This window comes from Leptospira weilii serovar Ranarum str. ICFT (assembly GCF_000332415.1).
Lineage (GTDB): Bacteria > Spirochaetota > Leptospiria > Leptospirales > Leptospiraceae > Leptospira > Leptospira weilii_A.
In genome coordinates this window covers 35,001-54,714 of record NZ_AOHC02000036.1, presented here as the reverse complement: position 1 = coordinate 54,714, position 19,714 = coordinate 35,001, and the positions used below count along the sequence as shown (strand labels likewise).

16 protein-coding genes (1 of these 16 running past the window's edge) are annotated in these 19,714 nt (G+C 44.5%); 6 read left to right on the top strand and 10 right to left on the bottom strand.

The window, feature by feature from the left end; all coding sequences use genetic code 11:
• Positions 1–69: 69 nt before the first annotated feature.
• Positions 70–1,644, bottom strand: coding sequence for an FAD-dependent thymidylate synthase (locus tag LEP1GSC060_RS10880; RefSeq protein WP_003003915.1), 1,575 nt, complete (start codon positions 1,642–1,644; stop codon positions 70–72).
• A gap of 577 nt (positions 1,645–2,221) precedes the next feature.
• Between LEP1GSC060_RS10880 and LEP1GSC060_RS10875 the strand changes: the two genes are divergently transcribed.
• Positions 2,222–2,500, top strand: coding sequence for a hypothetical protein (locus LEP1GSC060_RS10875; protein ID WP_003003769.1), 279 nt, complete (start codon positions 2,222–2,224; stop codon positions 2,498–2,500).
• A 53-nt stretch (positions 2,501–2,553) separates the two neighbouring features.
• On the top strand, positions 2,554–4,482 hold the full coding sequence (locus tag LEP1GSC060_RS10870; RefSeq protein ID WP_003003856.1) for an Lnb N-terminal periplasmic domain-containing protein: 1,929 nt from the start codon (positions 2,554–2,556) through the stop codon (positions 4,480–4,482).
• Positions 4,483–4,610: 128 nt separating this feature from the next.
• Here the strand turns inward: LEP1GSC060_RS10870 and LEP1GSC060_RS10865 are convergent, their stop codons facing one another.
• The 3 genes from LEP1GSC060_RS10865 to LEP1GSC060_RS20985 form a co-directional block, all read right to left on the bottom strand.
• A complete protein-coding gene (locus tag LEP1GSC060_RS10865; RefSeq protein ID WP_003003909.1) occupies positions 4,611–7,919 on the bottom strand; it encodes an efflux RND transporter permease subunit in 3,309 nt (1,102 codons plus the stop codon).
• Positions 7,920–8,287: 368 nt separating this feature from the next.
• Positions 8,288–8,743 (bottom strand): ankyrin repeat domain-containing protein, encoded by a 456-nt coding sequence (locus LEP1GSC060_RS10855; protein ID WP_338041963.1) that lies wholly within the window; start codon positions 8,741–8,743, stop codon positions 8,288–8,290.
• Positions 8,722–8,862, bottom strand: a complete 141-nt coding sequence (locus LEP1GSC060_RS20985) for an ankyrin repeat domain-containing protein (protein WP_003003753.1) — start codon at positions 8,860–8,862, stop codon at positions 8,722–8,724. The genes LEP1GSC060_RS10855 and LEP1GSC060_RS20985 overlap by 22 nt, the downstream gene beginning before the upstream one ends.
• 418 nt (positions 8,863–9,280) lie before the next feature.
• On the opposite strand from LEP1GSC060_RS20985, the gene LEP1GSC060_RS18975 reads away from it, so the two are divergent.
• Complete coding sequence (locus tag LEP1GSC060_RS18975) at positions 9,281–10,324, top strand: PLL family lectin (protein WP_003003765.1); 1,044 nt, start codon at positions 9,281–9,283, stop codon at positions 10,322–10,324.
• 262 nt (positions 10,325–10,586) lie between these two features.
• Here LEP1GSC060_RS18975 and LEP1GSC060_RS10840 read toward each other — a convergent pair whose 3' ends face one another.
• From LEP1GSC060_RS10840 to LEP1GSC060_RS10830, 3 genes are read right to left on the bottom strand one after another with little or no spacing between them, the layout of a single operon-like run.
• Positions 10,587–10,943, bottom strand: a complete 357-nt coding sequence (locus LEP1GSC060_RS10840) for a hypothetical protein (protein WP_036096166.1) — start codon at positions 10,941–10,943, stop codon at positions 10,587–10,589.
• A gap of 55 nt (positions 10,944–10,998) precedes the next feature.
• Positions 10,999–12,630: an MptA/MptB family glycosyltransferase gene (locus LEP1GSC060_RS10835; RefSeq protein ID WP_003003746.1), complete on the bottom strand. Its 1,632-nt coding sequence runs from the start codon at positions 12,628–12,630 to the stop codon at positions 10,999–11,001.
• Complete coding sequence (locus tag LEP1GSC060_RS10830; RefSeq protein WP_003003866.1) at positions 12,627–13,337, bottom strand: glycosyltransferase family 2 protein; 711 nt, start codon at positions 13,335–13,337, stop codon at positions 12,627–12,629. Before LEP1GSC060_RS10830 ends, LEP1GSC060_RS10835 begins: the two co-directional genes overlap by 4 nt.
• Positions 13,338–13,496: 159 nt before the next feature.
• Here LEP1GSC060_RS10830 and LEP1GSC060_RS10825 point away from each other — a divergent pair, with 159 nt between their 5' ends.
• From LEP1GSC060_RS10825 to arsS, 3 genes are all read left to right on the top strand, one after another.
• Complete coding sequence (locus LEP1GSC060_RS10825; RefSeq protein ID WP_003003830.1) at positions 13,497–13,994, top strand: DUF4395 domain-containing protein; 498 nt, start codon at positions 13,497–13,499, stop codon at positions 13,992–13,994.
• Positions 13,995–14,220: 226 nt separating this feature from the next.
• A complete protein-coding gene (locus LEP1GSC060_RS10820) occupies positions 14,221–14,559 on the top strand; it encodes an arsenosugar biosynthesis-associated peroxidase-like protein (protein WP_003003912.1) in 339 nt (112 codons plus the stop codon).
• A 23-nt stretch (positions 14,560–14,582) separates the two neighbouring features.
• Positions 14,583–15,626, top strand: coding sequence for an arsenosugar biosynthesis radical SAM (seleno)protein ArsS (gene arsS / locus LEP1GSC060_RS10815; protein ID WP_036096191.1), 1,044 nt, complete (start codon positions 14,583–14,585; stop codon positions 15,624–15,626).
• On the opposite strand, the gene LEP1GSC060_RS10810 is transcribed toward arsS, so the two are convergent.
• The 3 genes from LEP1GSC060_RS10810 to LEP1GSC060_RS10800 all read right to left on the bottom strand — a co-directional run.
• A complete protein-coding gene (locus LEP1GSC060_RS10810; RefSeq protein ID WP_036096163.1) occupies positions 15,575–16,660 on the bottom strand; it encodes a DNA-methyltransferase in 1,086 nt (361 codons plus the stop codon). The two genes, arsS and LEP1GSC060_RS10810, sit on opposite strands and share 52 nt — an antisense overlap.
• Before the next feature lie 162 nt (positions 16,661–16,822).
• The gene (locus tag LEP1GSC060_RS10805) at positions 16,823–19,042 is read right to left on the bottom strand and encodes a cation:proton antiporter (protein ID WP_003003839.1); all 2,220 of its coding nucleotides are present in this window, start codon (positions 19,040–19,042) and stop codon (positions 16,823–16,825) included.
• A 92-nt stretch (positions 19,043–19,134) separates the two neighbouring features.
• Positions 19,135–19,714: the 3' portion of a penicillin-binding transpeptidase domain-containing protein gene (locus LEP1GSC060_RS10800; protein WP_003003775.1), read on the bottom strand. The gene runs 257 nt beyond the window's last position; only the last 580 of its 837 coding nucleotides appear in the window; its start codon lies off the right edge, out of view; the stop codon is at positions 19,135–19,137.

Here is a 19,714-nt window from a genome sequence, read left to right as displayed (position 1 = left end):
AAAAACTCTCGAGGCCGAAAAAAATAAATTCTTTTTGATAGAAACGAAGGTCGGTTTAACAATAAGGTTTTAAATCACTCTCGAATATTCCGAAAGTTCCCGTTTCCAGACCTGAGTTCCGCAGTAGTGATCACCTTCCGGACAGTAAGGTTTTACTTCTCCTTGCAGACGGATCCAACAAGGCGCCTTGATCCACTTTGCGATCTGAGGATGAACCTTCATTACGTCCGTGAGTTCTTCCACGGAAGCTTGGAAGATTTCTTCCTGAGCGTTGTAACAAGTTCTGGATCTCCACTTGTGATGAAGGTTGAGAAGGTCTCCACTTTCGTAAAAACGAATCGGAAAACTGTTCGGTAAGAGATAAGCGCCGTGTTCGGGCGAACCTCCGGCTTCCAAGAAACGATTTAATTTTTCGAAGATCTGTTTGTGAGTCTTGTCGTACTTCTCTTTCAGCTCCGGATACTTTTGGACGACGAGAGGAGTCACGTAATCCGGAACACCCGCATACTGAGACATGAGAACCGGTCTTCCGCCGGGAACCATTCTATGTCTTTGGTCCTGGCTGTCCGCCGTGTGGGAAATTCTTTTTTGGAAAGAATACTGAACGTTGAAAAGCGCCCTCGTGATCGGGCTCATGGAACTTTCATTCAGAGTGGAGGTAAGATGTCTATTTTTTGCGGGATTCAAAACCAGATCGATCGCATCCTGATCGGTCAGAGAAGATTTAGGAATTCCTAATATAGATCGGACCGACTGCGCCAAAATCTCGGGACCGTTGGAAGAATGAGAAACGAGTTTGGAATATCTTCCTCCCAGTTCGTTATCGAATTCTTTTACGAAGTTCGCCGCGATATCGGGATGAAATTCTCTTTTGCCGGAACCGAACATAGAATCAAAAAAACGATACTCGGTCGTTTCTTCGAGAGGAATCGGATCGTCCATCTCGTCCGCGTAGAGTGGATCTACCGCGCGGACTTGATTGACCATTTCGGTGACCACGGCTCTTTGTTCCTCCGGAACGTCGTAGGAATTCATCATCCTGTAGTAACGATGAAGCGTAAGTCCGTTGATGGAATGATAGAGATACGTGTAGGTTCCGAGCGGTAGCAGATAACGTGCCACCTCCAGACATTTTTTTTTGATCGGAATCTGCCACTTGTCCGGATAATTGGCACGAGCCTTATAGATCTGAAAGTATTCTTCCTGAATGAAAGGATGTAAAATTTCAGTGTAAGAAAAATAAGCCTGACTCGCAAAGTCCACCGCGTCCAGATAGAGTTCTAAAAGTTTTCCGCTTAACTCGGAGGGAACGTAGTAGTTCTCCTTTTTGACTTCCACATATCTTTGGGAAACCTGTTCGGAATTATAAAACGGATGAGAATGCAGAAAGGACCACACGAATTGTCTGGAAACCTTGTCGAGTGTGAAGATAAACTGGGGATGTTGGCGAGTGGTAAGATGCCCCGCCTTTTTTGTGGACTTCGCGACTCTGTCCCGGATCTCGATCGATTTTTCCGACGCGATCATATCGGAGGGGAGAAGGATTCCCTTGGACGAATAACAGGTTCTTGCCGTGGCAATGGATAGATTGAACGGATCCTGGCTGTGATCCAAAAGGGAAACGATTGGTTTTTGGGCTGACATGAAAGTCTCCGAGACGGGCGGACTATGTCCCCCCTGTTTCACTATTCTGAGAGGTGAAATTCCACCGAAAACTCTTTTTTGGAGGATCGTTTTGTTGTAGTTCCCAGGTTTCGAGTGATGGGTCCGATAGGGGGAAGGTGCACAAGGTCTCCGCTCCGCCTCGCCGGGCTATTCTTTCGTGTTCTAAGGCCCGGAGCCTGAAACGCGATCCATAGGAAACGCGATATAGAAATTTTGTCCGAACGTTCGATCTTCTTTTTAAGGAAAATAATAAAATTTGCATATTAGAGTTGCTGAAAAATGAATTCCCCATCTGTTTTTGTTACATTGAAATGGACGATCGAAGCAGTTTTGTTAATCTGAACTCAATAACTTAATAACTCAATAATAGAATGCTTGAGAAGAGCTTTTTGTGCTTATCCAAATATCGAAACGAAATTTTTAGAGGCCCTCACTATCGAAGTGCGATAGGATTCATTCCATTCGGTAAATTTTGGAACGCCTCTTGATATAAAATTTTATGATTGATAGGACTCTATAGAAAAGGATCTTAACCAAAATCAAGGAGAATCTCTCAATGAAAAAAATTCTATTTTTAACCTTCGTTGTTGGTTTAATCGCCAATTGTTACAGTATTGACAAAACGAAAGTTGGCGGCAAAGACGTGATTACGGCGACTCAGATGAACCCGGTAATTTTTACCGCTTGGGGAGCGCCTGTAACGGCTTGTTTGAACGATTTGAACAAAGAGGGTGCAACTCAGGTTGTAGACGCTAGAGGAGCTGCGACTGGCGGTATGTTTTCCACTTCAAGAATTTCCGGAACTGAAGCTTGTCAGGCAACCGGCGTTAAATAGTTTTTTTAGCCGCTCGTTCTTCGGGCGGCTGATTTCCTTCTTTAAAGGCATCCTTGGTCAGGTCGTTTTCTCGTATTCTAATCGTTTATCTATTTATTATTCCTCTTTTTTCAGAAAACCAAAGTCCAAGGGAACTTTTTATAGAAGATATAATCGAAAGTATTCAAAAAGAAGGGATTTATAAAGAAAGAAGCTGGTTAACCTTATTACACTACGAGAAAGTCTCTGAAAATAAATATCAAAGTTATGCGGACAGCGATTCCTTTTTTTTCTCTCCGTCCGGTAAAACGAATCCGTCTTTGGAATTGGAAACGAGCCTTAGGGTTCTCTCTAAAGATGAAGCTCTAACCGATCTTTCGGTGGAATGTTTATTTCCGGCTCGTTTTCATTGGATACGGGAACGATTTTCCATAAATTTAAATTTATTTCCGATACCCTCTTGCCCCAAATTCGAAGAGTTTCATAATCAGATGAAAGCACATTCGCTTTCAGTCGTTTTTGCCGCCTTTCATCCTGAACACCCAGCTTCCTTATTCGGACATACGATGCTTAAGTTTAATTCCAGCACCAAGGAAGCGGAGGAATTGGAAGATGTGGTCGTCACTTACGCCGCGATAATTCCGAGAGTTATAGATCCTTTTTCCTATGTTTTCAACGGTTTAAGTGGAAATTTTCCGGGATCTTTTGAGATTCAAAAATATAAATATAAGATATACGAATATAACGAATACGAAAATCGAAGTCTCTGGGAATATAAGTTGAATATTGATGAAAAAGGTATTGAAAGAATCATCCGTCATTTATGGGAAATGCAGAAAAATCATTTTGATTATTATTTTTTTGATGAAAATTGCTCTTTTAGAATTCTCACTTTGCTTGATGTAGGTAACCCAGAACTTCGATTATCCGATCGAAAAAAAATTTTAGTACAACCTGCCGATACGATCAAGTTGATGGCGGCTCAAAAGAACTTATTGCTGGAAGTAAAGTTCAGACCTTCCATCGTAGAAAGATATAGACAAAAATACGGTTTTCTTGACGAGTCAGAGATGGAACTTTTAAAAAAAGTTATTAAGGACGACGCTGATGTGAGTCAGGAGTTACCGGAAAGCCGCAGAGCGATTCTTTATGATGCTGCGATCGATTATCTTCTGATTAAAAAATCTATGGAAAAAGGAACTCTCGACGAAAAGGATAAGGAAAGGTATTATAAATATAATTCACTTAGAGGGGATCCGGGAAATTTATTAAAACTAAATGATTATCATTTTCCCCCTACGGCATCGAATCCGCTTCTTGGGCACGATCCTTCTCAAATCATGGTATCTGCGGGAAATTCTTCCAACGGTGCATTTGGGGAATTCACTTTTAGACCGGTTCTAAGGGACTTTACGGATTCATATCCCGGTTATTCTCCGTACAATCAATTATTCTTTTTGAATACGAATATACGCGTTTATGAGAATATGAAATCGCCGAAACTTCAAGAGATACATTTTATTCAGATGACCTCTCTGAATCCGATCGGTCAATTCTTGAATAAGGCATCTTGGCGTTTCGATATAGGCGTTAAATCTCTTTTGACGGAAAAAATTTTTAAGGAAGATCCTGGTATTTTATTCGGCTTTTCCAGCTTTGGATTTGGAGTCACTTCGGAACCGTTTTATTATTTCTCGCGTTATAGTTTGATTTTTTATACATTTTTGGATTTGAGGGGAGATGTATCCGATTCTTTTCAGAGAGGGTATCGATTGGGATCGGTCGCAACGGTCGGGATGTTATTTAGAATTACCGAACGATTTTCGTTTCATTTGATAGGAGACTATCGTTCTTATTCTTTCGGGGATAAGCAGTATTTTCCCGAGTTCTCCATACAAGGAAATTATTTGCTAACGGAACGTATCGCTTTAGAATTTCAATATAGAAAAAACTATTTTACTTCTTTGGAAGAAACCAAGTTCGGCGCCAAACTTTATTTCTAACTTTCTACCTAATTCTCTGCACTCAGGATAACTCATAAAGAAGAACTCCATAGTTTACAACCAAAGAATTATCTCTTTCGAATATAAGCTTTTTCTGATTCTCCAAAAAAATCGAGCTTCCTATTCGTTTACTTCTTCTTTCCCTTCTTCGATTTGAAAGATTTTTTCTTAGGTTCTACGTTTTCCTCCGAAGTATCCTCCTCCGTGAACACTTCCCGGACTTCCGAATGAGAATGAGTTTGCAACCACTCGCCGTTATCGTGAGCGAAACCGTGGCCGTGATTTGTGAAGGTGCGTTTTTCCAAAAGTCTGCGTTTTGCGGACTTTCTTCTTTCCTGACTTTCGTACAGGTTCAAAAGATATTCCATCACGATCGGAAGAAGGACGCGGGAAAAAACCGTGGCGACGATAACTCCGAAGATCACAACCGTCGCCAGAGGTCTTTGTACTTCCGCGCCCGCCATTGTGGAGATCGCCATCGGAATAAACCCGACTGCGGCGATAACCTCCGTGGTCATAACCGGACGAAGAGAATGAATCCCCGCGAGATAAACCGCATCCGCAATCGAGGCGCCTTTTTCCAACTCTTCCCGAAGTGTGGAGGCGTAAACGACCCCGTTTAAAACGGCGATCCCGCTCACCGCGATGAACCCGACTCCGGCGGGAATACTAAACGGAAGACCTCGGATTACAAGACCGATGATTCCGCCCGAAACCGCGAGAGGAACCACGATAAAGACGCCTAACGCGTAGTAGACGCTCCCGAACGCCGCTATCAGCATAAAGAATATGATCGCAAGAGCGATCGGGACGACCAAGGCCAGTCTTTCTTTCGCTCGAGTGAAGTTTTCGAACTGACCTCCCCAATCGGTTCTGTAACCCGGAGGAAGGTTCTTTTCGATTTCTTCGGTGACTTTTTGAGCCTCGTTTACAAAACCCACGAGGTCCCTTCCTCGAATGTTGGTTTCCACCATAATTCTTCTTTTGAGAGATTCCCTATAAATCGCGGCCGGACCTTCCACGAGTTGGATCTCCGCAACCTGGGCGAGTGGAACCGTGGACCCGGATGATGTGAAGACTGGAATGTTTTCCACTTGTTCCAAATCGGTCGCGTCGATTTTCAAACGAACCACAAGATCGAATCGTTTAAAACCTTCGAAGACCTTTCCGGTTTGTCTGCCCAATCGGAGCGCTTCCACGGTCGCAAGAATCTCTTCGGCTTGAACTCCGTAACGCGCCATGTTTTCCCGATCGACCTTGATCTCCACAATCGGAAGACCCAATACTCTTTGTACGCGTAGGTCCGCGACTCCCGGAACATTTTTGAGTTTGTTTGCGAATTGGCCAGCGATGTCCTTGAGTTTAACGAGATCGTCTCCGTAGATTTTGATCACTACGTCCGCCTTCGATCCGGAAAGAAGCGCGTTGACTCGGTTTTCGATCGGCTGAGACAAACTGATCGTACTGGAAGGGATGAACTTTAAGATTTCATCCTTCATCTTGGTCATGAGTTCTTCCCTGTCGTTGGCGCTCGTCCATTCTTTGCGGGGCTTGAGTTTTACCATCGCCTCGCCTTCGTCGGTGCCGATCGGTTCCGCCGCGGATTCTCCTCGACCCATCTTGGAAACCACGCTGATGACTTCCGGAAATTTTTTTAAGACGGCTTCCATATCGGAGTTTGTGTCCCTGGAATAATTGAGAGAGGTGGAAGGAAGGCGTTTGATATCGATCGCGATTTCTCCCTCGTCGATTCGAGGTAAAAATTCGGAACCCAACGTGGACGCCAAGAGCAATGAGAATACAACGACGCCGATTCCCGCGTAACAGAATTCTTTTTTGTGGGACATTCCAAAATTGAGGAGAAGTTTGTATTTTTCAGTGATGACGTCCCAATACTTACTGTGAAAAAAAACCGGATTCTTAAAGATAATACTCGCCGCTGCGGGAAAGGTGGTTAGGGAAAATAGAAGAGCGGCGCCTAACGCAAGCGCTACGGTGATCGCCATCGGTTTGAACATTCTTCCTTCCACACCTTCCAAACTCATCAGGGGAAGATAAACGAGCAGAATGATCGCGACCGAAAACGTCGCCGCACGACCCACACGAACGCAGGCGTCCGTGATGATTTCCTCCGCGGCCAGTTCCCTGTCTCCCAATTTTGTCTGCATCTCGTAAAAGGAACGTTTTAATATAAAACCGTGTAGAATCGATTCGAGCATAACGATCGTTCCGTCCACAAGAAGACCGAAGTCGAGAGCCCCGAGGGACATCAGGTTCCCCACGATTCCGAACGCGTTCATAAAAATCGTGGCGACGAGCATCGGAATCGGAATCGCCAAAGCGACGAGTAACGCGCCTTTGACGGTTCCGAGGGCGAGGATTAAGACGATTACGACGAGCGCGGCGGCTTCCGCGAGATTTGTGAAGATGGTGCCTAACGTTCTTCCGATAAACTCGGAACGGTCGTAAAAGGTTTCGATCCTCATTCCGGGAGGAAGTCGTTTTCTAATTTCTTCGATTCGGACCTTGACCTTCTTTACGACTTGTAGAGAGTTCTGACCCATGAGCATCATAGCCGTTGCGCCGACCGCTTCTCCCTGGGAGTCCTTGGTCACGAGACCGAAACGAAGAGACGGACCGATTTCCACTTCCGCGATCTGACCGAGTAAAAGCGGAATTCCGTCGCTGGCGGTGGTAATTGCGGTGTTCTTTATATCCGCGATGGATTTATACTGACTTTCACCTCGGATCACGATTTGTTCCGAGTTCTTGGAGATATAACCGCCTCCCGTGTTTTGGTTTGCGGATTCGAGTTTATCGTAAATTTGAGAAAGGGTGAGGTTGTGAACCGCGAGTCTCCTCGGATCGATCTTCACTTGGTATTGACGCACCTGACCGCCGATGATGTTCACGTCGATGATTCCTTCCACGGACTTAACTTCGCGCGCCAGTTCCCAGTCCATATACGTTCGGAGTTCCTCCGGAGAATGTCGATCCGACGTGAGAACGAATTCGTAGATGTCACCGAGACCCGTGGCGATCGGAGAAAGTTCGGGTCTACCGTAACCCGGAGGAATGATGGCTTCCGCTTGTTTGATTCTTTCGTTTACGAGTTGTCTCGCAAAGTAGATATCGGTGCCGTCTTTGAAGATGACTGTGACCGAACTCACGCCCGTTCGAGAGATGGAACGGATTTCGGTTACGTTAGGTAGACCGGTAAATTCCATCTCGATCGGATACGTTATGAACTGTTCGACTTCGAGGGGGGAAAGACCCGGAGACGCGGTGACCGCCGAGACCTGAACGTTGGTCACGTCCGGGATCGCGTCGATGGAAAGGTAGAATGCGTTGTAAATTCCCACGAGGGTAATCATGAAGGTCAGCACCAAAACCAAGGCTCTGTTTTTAATCGAAGCTCGGATCAGTTTATCAATCATAATTGCGGGTCTCTAAAAAAGACGATATGGACAAGAAAGCTGTTTGAGGTTGGAGTTGAAAGGTTTTTTTAGAAAGAATTTCTTTGGATCCAAGATCGGAATCTTTCCGAAACTGCGGGAACTTCCTCTTTTTAGATGTCAGAGAATCCCCTCTTTTTGTTTTCGCAAAGAGTTCGGTTTAGAATCAATATGCAGAAAAAGGAATAAACTTCCATATTCGATTCCCAGCCAAAAAAAGAATCCCGATAAGGAAACGCGGAGTAGGCGGAGTAGGATACAAAGATCGAAAAGGACCAGACGACTTTTCCGTAAAAGTTTTTTAGTATCTTTCTAAATTTGCAATTTCATTTCTATACAGAAAATTGAACTCAGAATGGATCTTTTTTTTCAGAAGCCTTTGTTAATACGTCAACGATTTTCCAATGTTTATTTTCTTGTGCAAACGTGAGAGCCGTATTTCCTTTTTTATCGCGAAAGTTTACGTCAGCCCCAGGTTTCAAAAGGAATCGAACGATTTTCTCTTTTTCTCTTTCGCAAGCAATCATCAACGCAGACTTGCTTTCCTTGTCTTGAAGGTTTATGTTTGCTCCATGTTTCAAAAGAAATCGAATGATTTTCTCTTTTTCTCTTTCGGAAGCGATTATCAATGCAGACTTATCATCGAAATTCGCAACGGCATCTATATTCGTTTTGTTTTCTAAGAATAGTTTCAAAATTTCGATGCCGCCGTTATTATCAAAAGCTGACATAAAGGGAGTATAATTACCGTTAGACGTTAAATTGGTATCGGCTCCATTTCGAGTCAGAAGTTTTGCAACCTGAATACTCCTTGTTCCCCCAAAGGTGTGCAGGATTGAATATTCTTAGAATTGACTTGTGCGCCGGTCGCAATGAGTTTCCGAACGATTTCAAACCTATCCATCTGGACACAATAGAATAACAACGTATCTCCCCATGAATTGGAAGAGTTTGACGTCGATTCCGGAGTCAAGCAAGGTTTGAACTTCTTTTGGATTGCAACCTAAAGAGAGATCGAACCAGCCCTTTTTCTTTTTGGGCGCGGCAAAGGATCCTTGCACGAAAATGACGGATATAGGAATTGTCAAAAGCGTTGTTTTTAAGGACCCCTGGTGCAAAATTCCACGTTGGCACTGCATATGTCACGATTTTGAAGGATTTTTTTATTGTGCAGAATCCCGCAGCATTTAGGTTAGTCCCGCCGCATTTTCCTGTGTGGTCTTTCGGACGATTTATTTTGTCCGATGAATGACAAGGACAAGTGATCCGTTTTTGGGAAAATCCGGGATATTTTTTTTCAGCACAAACAAGAAAGACCAGATCAAGGGGAAAGGAGAATTTTAATGGAAAGCAGTGTCAATAAAAGTGAATCCAGTGAGGAACTCTCGTCAGTGTCCGCCGTTTCCTGGGGACCGGACCGGCTGGACCTATTCGTGCGCGGCATCGATGGACGTATGTATCATAAATACTGGGATCGTTCCTATTGGAGCAAAGATTGGGAAGATCTCGGGGGGCAGATCCTCGGAACGCCGAGCGCCGTTTCCTGGGGGAAGAACCGGCTGGATATCTTCGCGCGTGGTCTTGACGGACGTGTTTGGCATAAATATTGGGATGGTTCCCAATGGAACGCATATGATTGGGATCCTTTTGGGGAGCAGGAGATCGTAGGTGTCCCGAACGCAATTGCATATGCTCAGGATCGTCTGGACGTATTAGCCCTCGGTACGGACGGAGCTGTGTGGCTTAACTGGTTGACCGTATCCACTTCGGGAAACTGGAGTTCACTTGGTAATCCTGGTAAGGGTATATTCGCTTCACAATCTCCGAACGCGATCGCTCTGAAGCCAGCGCCCGGCTCTGGCTTGACACAAGTGCATGTGCATATATTCGTAATCGGTACAGACGGGGCAGCATGGCATAGATCGTTGTACCCTCACCGGGCATGGGAATCTCTCGGTCAGAAAATTCAGTACACGCCGTCCGGGGCGTCCTTCTTCGAGAATCGGCTGGACGTATTCGTGTGTGATACGAACGAAGCTGTACTGTATCGACGGTGGAATACTGACAGCTGGAACATAAAATGGGAATCGCTTGGGGGAAAGAGTATCGGGGCACCGACCGTCGTTTCCTGGGGACCGAATCGGCTGGACCTATTTGTGCGCGGTACGGACGCAGGTGTGTATCATAAATGTTGGGATGTTATCAGGTGGAGTGAAGATTGGGAATCGCTTGGGGGAAAGATTGTCGGGGCACCGACCGTCGTTTCCTGGGGACCGAATCGGCTGGACCTATTTGTGCGCGGTACGGACGCAGGTGTGTATCATAAATGCTGGGATGGTACCCAGTGGAGTAAAGATTGGGAATCGCTTGGGGGGAAGATCGGCTGAACTTGCAAAAAGTTCCATCTTTGCATGTATGCAAAGATGGGATGTAGGGATTTCCCGAAGCAAAGCTATTTTTACCTGTCGATCTGCGCGCCCCGATCCATCTGTACTCCAAGGTGGCGTATTTTATTTTCGTTCAGAACCCGAAGCACATTTTTTCTGGCTTCGGGGTCCGGTGCATAACAAAAACAGGTTCCCTCCGCCCCGCGCCCGATTGCGGACCGAACTTAAAACCCCTGCGTATCTTTGGGTTCCCCGAAATCGATCAGTATGATTCCATCCAGTTGTACCGGCAACCGTTCCACTCCGTACGGGATCGTGGCGAAGGGCCGGAGAAAACATAAATCAACCCGCCCCGATAGCAGGAATACTGATCCATCATTCCGCCCGCTCCATGAAACATTTTTTTTCCACCTTTAAATACCAGGTATGCGATCTGTTCTGAATTGTTCCGGTATTTTGCTTTAACAGGATGTTCGCCGATTTTTTTTAAAGCCCCCTGGTTCGAAATTCCACGTTGGCGCCGGTAACTTGGCATTATATCACGGTCTTGAAGGATTTTTTTTATTGCGCAGAATCCCGCAGCATTTTCCTGAGTGGTAAAGAATTTCTTTGGATCCAAGATCGGAATCTTCCCAAAACCTTAGAATTTGCGGGTGTTTCCCCGTTTTTAGATGTCAGAGAATCCCCTCTTTTTGTTTTCGCAAAGAGTTCGGTTTAGAATCAATATGCAGAAAAAGGAATAAACTTCCGTATTCGATTCCCAGCCAAAAAAAAGAATCCCGATAAGGAAACGCGGAGTAGGCGGAGTAGGATACAAAGATCGAAAAGGACCAGACGATCGGATAAAAATTTCCCGAAAAGATACAGAAGACGAGTAAAGGAAGAATGTACCAAGGATGAACCGTGGTGGAAAGAATCAAAAAGATGAGATAGATCGTTTCGGCGGATTGAAACAAATTTCGAAAACCGGTTTTCTTTTTTTTCCAAAAGGAATAAAGAAGAATGGAGACGAACGCGGTTCCGGCGCAGATTTTTCCGGAAGCGTAAAAGTTTTCTCCGATCGTTCTCAAGAACTCGCGTAAAATGTAATACACACTTCCGTTAAATTCAAAAAGTTGAAAGAACACTCCGATTCCGGAAGTTCTTTGTTTTAGGACGGAATCCGGAAACAAGTATATTCCGGCTGAAACTACAAAAGCAGGTAAAAGAAAAAATTTCAGAACCAAGAACGATTGTTTTTTGTGTAAGAGGATCCGTACGACATACGGAACCAAGATGAGAGGAGTGACCTTGGTCAGAATTCCGAATATTAAAAAAATATAATGAAGAATGAAATCGTTCGTGCGTTCTTTTTGCGTCCATCGAAACAAATGCCAAACGGCTCCGGTTAAAAAGAAAATCAGAATGGCTTCCGGATGTGCGTTGCCGGAAATTTCCAAAAGAACCAAAGGATTGAGCCAATAGATCAGACTTTTATGGAAAGAAAGTCGTTTCTCTTTTAGGATTTTGCAGAGAAACCGAAGAATTCCGAACTCGGAACCGAGTAGAATACATTTCCAGATCAAAATTCCAACAAATACATTTTGAAAGAAAACCATTCCCTTGGCGCTTACGTAAAAAAGAAACTGTAGAACGGGAGGATACACGGAATAAAATTTCAAAGAATTCATTTCGATCAACAGTTCCGTAGAAAGCGCCGACGTGTCGGGGTTCGCGTTCGAAAGAGAAAAATCCTGGGGCAAAAAGGAAAACGGAGAAGTTCCTTCGGACAAAAGAAGACCGTCCCATAAAAAACGATATACGTCTTCGGAAAGCATCGGATCCGCAAATAAAAGGAGGATTCTCAAAATGAAACCGAAAACGATCCAAAATAGAAATGGAATATTCGAAAAACAGAATAAATTCCTCTTTTGTAAAAAAAGATAAAAATCTCTACCAAGGCCGGGATGGGTTCTTGCAGTTTGATCTTTCCGTAAGTTTTGGGACACGCCGTAAGTTTTTTCGGATGGTAACGTCTCTCGTGAAAAATCGGACGAGTTCGTTTTACCGGCAAATAAGAACGAAATCGTTTTTTTGTAACACAAGGAAAACCGGCGGAAAAATTGCCGAAGAAAAAAACGATTTCGGATCGGAAACGAACGTGTTCCGAGTAAAATCAAACCGTATGAGACGAAGGCCGGAATGACGGAGATTAAAAGAAGAGAAAAATTTTTTCTTTCTCCGAAGTGTTGGAACCAAAGAACCGGGAAAAAAAACGAAATAAGAAAAAAAACAATGAGTAAATTTCGAGCGCGGTTTGGGTTCATTTTGTAAACAGAAGTTTTCCGATTGTATATAGAATTTTCCAACCGGCTCGTATGGAACCGCAAATCGTCCCGCTGATTTTGGAAACTCCGATTCTTTTTTTATAACTCACGGGAATTTCGATACAACGTAAACCATGTTTTGCGGCCTTGATCTGCATTTCCGCCGTCCAACCGAAATTCCGATCCTGCATATTCAATTTTTTTAATGAATCCGAACGAATCACCCGAAACGGTCCTAGATCGGTAAAAGAAACGCCGTATAAAATCCGGATGAGAGTCGTGGAAAACCAATTTCCGAATTTCTGTACCGGCATCAATGCGCCATTTTCCGATGGACCGAGAACCCTGGAACCGATCGCCAAATCTACATTCTGTTGTTTGAATGTTTCGACGAACAAAGGCAACTCCAAAGGAGAGTCGGAATAATCCGCGTCGATAAACGCGACCAAATCCGGAGGATCGGGAGAATTGAAAATCCTTTCCAGTCCTTTGAGACAAGCCGCTCCGTAACCTCTTTGAGTTTCGGATAAGACGACCGCTCCTAAATCCTCGGCGATTCGAGCCGTTTCATCCGTACTTCCGTTGTCCACGACGATGACCTCGCGAAGGTCAAACCCATCGACTGACTTCAAGTCCTTCAGAACGAACGGGATCGATTGTTCTTCGTTGAGAGCGGGGATGATTATGCTGACGGACGGACGCACCATGAAAGTTTCAAAATATATTTTTCGTTCTACTTTGGATACAATGTTCCCGTATTTTTATGCTTTTCGTTTCTTAGCTGAGTTACAACGTATCAAGACAACGTTTCATTTGTTTGTGTCTAAGAATTAGATTCGTTGTTATCCAAGAGGAGAGTTTAGTTTATGATTCAAATCGGAAATTTTCCGGATTCGGTCAACGAATATGCGGCAAGATCGGTCGCCGGGCTCGTTTTTATTCTCGCGATTGCGACACTTTTTACCCAGTCGATTTGGCTGAATGTCGCCTTGTTCTACGGATTTACGGCTCGAGTATTGTACGGACCGAAATATTCCCCTTTCGCCAAACTCGCAATTTATGGAATCGTTCCATGGTTCAAACTGGGAAATAAAACCGTGGCCGGTCCGCCCAAACGATTCGCACAAGGAGTCGGTTTTCTGTTTAGCCTAACGTCTTTGATTTTACTTACACAGGGAAAAATTTTGGCGTTTCAGATCACTCTTGCAATTCTCGTTTTTTTTGCGGCCTTGGAATCCTTCGTGGGATTTTGTGCGGGTTGTTTCGTATTCGGTTATTTGATGCAATGGGGAATCGTTCCGCAGAAAGTCTGCGAGAAATGCAACAATCTTACGGTTACTTCAAAAAAACAGAATATTCATTGACTCTAAATTACACGATTTTAAAATGAAAAACCCTATTGCCGATCTTTATAGGGTCGAGTACCGTTATTTTTATCGCAAAATACCGTTTAAATGTAAAATGATAGGTACTTTATTTTATAATTAACGTGAGTTTCGTATAACCAATGCGAAAGCGATTGTATATTTCAGCCTTCGAACTCACGTTAATGACGAGTAGGAATTCATTCAGTTCAAAAAAGGAATCGTCATGTCCAAAGAATCTTATTACGTGCCGGAAGATCTAAAGAAATTCGGAAGTATCGGAGAGTTTCAACCGAATCTCGCTAAAAAATTTTTCGAATATTACGGAGAAGTGTTTGCGGACGGAGCGTTGACGGCCCGCGAAAAATCCCTGATCGCATTAGCGGTTTCTCATGCGATTCAATGTCCTTATTGTATCGACGCGTATACAACCGACACTTTGGAAAAGGGAGTGAGCGAAGCGGGGCTTATGGAAGCCGTTCATGTGGCCGCCGCGATCCGCGGAGGAGCGTCTCTCGTTCATTCCGTTCAGATGATGAATCAGGTTAAAAAATTAGGAATGTGATTGGAAATCCGGCGAGAACATCCGTGAAGTCCTTATTGTCCAGAAGAAGCGAACTCGTATCCCCGGAGAAACAGTTTCAAATATTGAAAGAAGTTTTCGTTTCTAAAAATCTTCCTTCCTTTGCCGAAAAACTTCAAAACTCCGGAGTCGGGATATTAAAACCGGTTTCGACTACAATCCTTCAGATCAACCTCGGGAAACTCTGCAACCAAACCTGTAAACATTGTCACGTGGACGCGGGGCCCGATCGAAAGGAAATCATGGACCGGGAGACGATGTTTCATTGTTTGAAAATCCTGGCGCAGAGTCCGATTTCGACCGTGGATCTGACCGGGGGCGCCCCGGAAATGAATCCCGAATTTCGATGGTTTGTCGGGGAACTTAGAAAACTGAACAAGAAGGTGATGGTTCGCTGCAATCTTACGATTTTACTCGCGGGAGAAAAATACGGGGATCTTCCGGAGTTTTTTGCGGAACAAAAGGTGGAAGTCGTTTCCAGTCTTCCGTATTTCGAAAAAAGAAGGACGGACGCTCAGAGGGGAGAGGGCGTTTTTGATCGTTCCATCAAAGCATTAAAAAAATTGAATGCGGTGGGTTATGGAATTCCGGATTCAGGGTTGATTTTAAACCTCGTATACAATCCGGCCGGAGCTTTTCTTCCGGGTTCGCAGGCCGCTTTGGAATCGGAATTTAAAAAATCATTGTATGATGGTTTTGGAATACTCTTCAATTCATTATTCACGATTACGAATATGCCGATTTCTAGATATTTGGAATATCTGCAGGAAAGCGGAAATCTGGAAGATTATATGGAAAAACTTGCGACCTCGTACAATCCCGCGGCGGCGCAGGGACTCATGTGCAAAAACACTCTGAGTGTGGGATACGAGGGTTCTATCTACGATTGCGACTTCAATCAGATGTTGGAAATGAAGGTGGAGGGAAAAGTCCGAAACGTTAGGGACTACGACCCGGCAATTTTAGCGCAAAGAAATATCCGAGTGGACGAACACTGTTACGGCTGTACTGCGGGATCCGGCTCGAGTTGCGGAGGCAGTACGGTTTGAAGTAAGGGAGAATATTCAACTTCGATTTCGTCCTGCGAGTTACGAAGGATTCGGGCGATTTTTTCCAGGTTTAAAAATTTCTCTTGTTTGGTAACGACGGGGGTTTGCAGATTTTGATTGAAATGAAGAATCGGTTTTCCTTCGTCGAGTCTGGTCCGTACGAAAAGATCATGGTCGTTTTTCCGCTTTTGTACGATTTCATTGAGCATTTCCCCGAGGGAAGGAAGATTTTCGAATTGGGGTAGACTCGAATCCAAATCGAAGCCGACTGAATTTCTGGCGTTTCCGATCGCGGCCAAGGTGGTAGTTCCGGTTCCTAAGAACGGATCCAAAACGACGTCTCCCTTTAAGGAATACATCCGTACGATTCTGTTTGCAAGTTCGAGCGGATACGCCGCACTCCTTTCCCTTCCTGCAAAATGGTTTAGACCCTGCCTTTTTCCCTTAAAGTCCCAGACGTCGGTAAACCAAAAGTTGCGCTCTTCCCAAAAAAACGCGCTTTCGGCGCGGGCGCATTGTTCCTCTTTTGTCGCAAAGTTTCTTTTATTATTTTTTCTGAATATTAAAATATGCTCATGTTCTAAGGTTACGTATGCTCCCGCCGGGAGCATACCGGAACCCATAAATTTGTTGGGTGCGTTTGTTTGTTTTCTCCAGAGAATTCCGGGAAGGTTTTGGAACCCGATCGAGTTACAACCTTGTAAAATTCTTGCGTGATTCGTGTACATCCGAAAACCGAAGGAAGTGTTTCTCGTCGCGTCCCCGATATTGATCACTAAAAAACCTCCGTCTTTCAGAACGCGGAAAGATTCTTTCCAAACCTTGTCGAGTTCAACATGCATTCGTTCGTAGGAAAGATTCGGATCGGTAAGAAAACTTTCTCGAATTTCTTTTGAAAAACCGAAAAAGAGTTCGTCCCACATTTCGATCATGGGATAGGGGGGAGAGGTAAGAACGAGGTCCACGGACTCGGATCGTAACGGAAACGTTTCTCTCGAATCTCGAAATAAAATCTTGTGAATCGTTCGTTTCATACTCTAAAAATAAAATTCCGTATTCGTTTTCTTTTGTCCATTCAAAACGACTTCTAAAATTTCCGCGCGGAGAAACTCGCGGGCTCCTCGGATGAGAACGTTATCCGCAATCCCTTCTTACATTGTGGGACTCAAGTTGCGCATAACGTAACGATCGCCGTGTCAGCTATTCAAAAGAAAACCGTCCACGGAACGAATCAAAAGAAGACCTCCGCCGGTCGGAAGTTCGTTCACTCTGAATTCGGGATGATTCTCCCAGATGTCCAAATCGCAAAGAATCAGATCGAACTGTTTCCAATCGTAGGCGCCGCTTCCCGGCGTTAGGATTTTCACCTTCTCTTTTTTGAGGGTCTGTTTGATTCGGGTATGATTTACGGAGCCGTTTAAATCCACGATCGACAGTTTGGAATTGTAGTTGCTCGCAAATCTTTTGGCGATCTGAAGAAGTTCGAGATCCTTTTCCTTACCGAAAAGGATGTGGATGTTTTTCACGTCTTCCAATTGGGAAGAAAATAAAATTCCCGTATTACAATCCGTTTCGTTCAAAATGGTTCGAATTTTTCCGCCGAGAATATCGTCCGAAAAAAAAGAACGGGCCGCCCCGATCAAAAGGAGTTTATACTTCCCTTCGTCCACGATTCGAATGATATCTTTCGTGATGTTCGTGGAGGTTTTGTAGATCGTCCGCAGACGCATGTTCAAATCCTTTGCAAGTTCTTTGAGAGGAGTGAAACTCGAAGACTCGTATTTTTCCGCGTGAAACTCGGAGATATTGGAATCCGGAGACAAATGAACCGCGGTGACTTCTCTCTCTTTTTTTTTCTCGGGAAAAAGTCCATAAGCAATCTTTAATAGTTCCAAACCTCTCGTATGTTGCGCGAAGGAGATGAGGATTCCGGTGTTTGTAGTCGGTTTTGCGGCGAGGTTTTCCTTTGCAAAAAAATATTCCACGAGTTTCAGACCGGGTCCGGTCATGATCGTGGTGGCGAGGGCCATAAGGACCATCATCGAAAAAATCTCTTCGGATAAAACTCCGAGGTCGTAACCGATGTTTAAAACGATCAACTCCATAAGGCCGCGGGTGTTCATTAGGATTCCGATCGATAGGGAATCCTTCCAGTTTTTACCGGACATACGGGATGCGATCGCACTTCCGCCTAACTTCCCTAAGACGGCCACAAAAAGGATGAGAAAAAAAACCGGCCAAAGACCCGAACTCGACAAAAGACCGAACTTGGTCCGCAACCCCGTAAACGCGAAAAAAAGAGGAAGTAAAACGGTGAGACTGAAGTCTTCTATCTTTTCCACAAGATTGTCTCTGAGTTCCTTTTTATTCGGCATCACAACTCCCGCGAGGAAGGCGCCGAAAAGCGCGTGGATTCCGATCGCTTCCGTGATCCAAGCCGAAAGGAAGATGAATAAAAAGAAAAACGCGGTGATCGTCTTCGTCATCGATTCTTTGGTGGTGTATAAATTACCGGCCCTTCTCATCAAAGGAAGAATACCCTTCCACATCACGAACATATACGTCAGGGACATGAGGATCATCAAAATCCCCGAAGAGAAAGAACCCGCGTTTACGATCGTAACTACGATCGCGAGTATACACCAAGCCGTAACGTCATCCGCCGCGGCCGCGGTGAGCGCAAGGCTGCCTAACGCGGTTTTGGTTAGCCCCTTTTCCAGAATGATTCTTGCAAGAACCGGAAAGGCGGTGATGCTCATTCCGATTCCCATAAAAAGACAGAACGCAATGAAGTCCACTCCCTCCGGAGCCAACGGAACGTAGATGAAATACGCAAGGCCCGCTCCCAAAAGAAACGGAAACATGATGCTCGAATGTGAGATGATAACTGCGGACTCGGCTTGGTTTTTTAGGATTTTAAGATCCAATTCCATCCCGATCACGAACATAAAAAGTAAAAGTCCGAGTTGGCTCAAGATCTGCAGAGTGGAAAGGGATTCCTTAGGAAACAAAAGTTGAAATCCGTCCGGAAAAACAAGGCCCAGCAAAGAGGGACCGAGAAGAATTCCCGCAAGAATTTCACCGATCACGGAAGGTTGCCCGAGAATTGTCGCGAGTTTGCCGAAGAGTCGCGCCGAAAGCATGATTACGATCAATTGAAGAAGAAGTCTGGAGAGCGGTTGTTTCAGATGACCGGAGAAAATTTTTCCAACCGCTTCCACGTCCAAAAAGTCCGGTCGGGAAGCGGTCGTTTTAGGGAAAGAATTTTTTGCCTTCGTATTCTTTTCCGAAAAAACTTGAGAAGAATGAAAACTTTCCTTTTCCAGTTCCAGACTTTGTCCGGTCCGAAGGATGAGTCCCAAGATCAAGATGAATAAGAAAATTATAAAAATATAAAATAGTGATATTTTTTTCATCAAACAAATCCTTTGTTTGAAGGCATTCTTCGGTTGAATTCCGGTTTCGTCATTCAGATTTTTAGATCGTTTCCGTCTTTCGAAGCGATCGATTAAGGAAGGATGGATTCTTCTCGGAGAATTTTAGAAGCGAGTTCCGCCGCTTCCAAGGGGTTCTTCGGTTGTCCTAACACTCGGACTCTTGTAAGAAGTAACCAACGAACGTTCTCCTTCTGAAAGGAAACCCAAAACCAAGAATCGGTTTCGTCTTGAGAATAATAGAACGCGGAATCCGATTTATAATCTTCCACTCCGTTCCAATCTCCCGTAAGATCGTGGCTTCCGCTCGCGTTGGAAAGAGAACCGGGCGATCTTTTGAGCAGATTCCAAACGATCCCGATCGTCTTTTTGCGAAAAGGCGGAGACGTATCTTGAAGTCGGATTAAAAAATCCGCAAATTCCAAAGGTGAAATCGTATACGAGCCGTCCGACCAAAAAGAATTTCCGGCCGATGGAACCGAAGAATGAAACGAGCCGATTTTTTCCAGAAGCGGTTTTCCTCTTTCCGGTCCGATGTCGTTCCATAGTTTCGTGAAATACCATTGGACCGAATATTCCAAGGCGGATTTGAGATTCTGATCCTTCTGCCAACGAATGTAAGGATATCTCGTCTTATCCCAGAAAAAAAAAGAT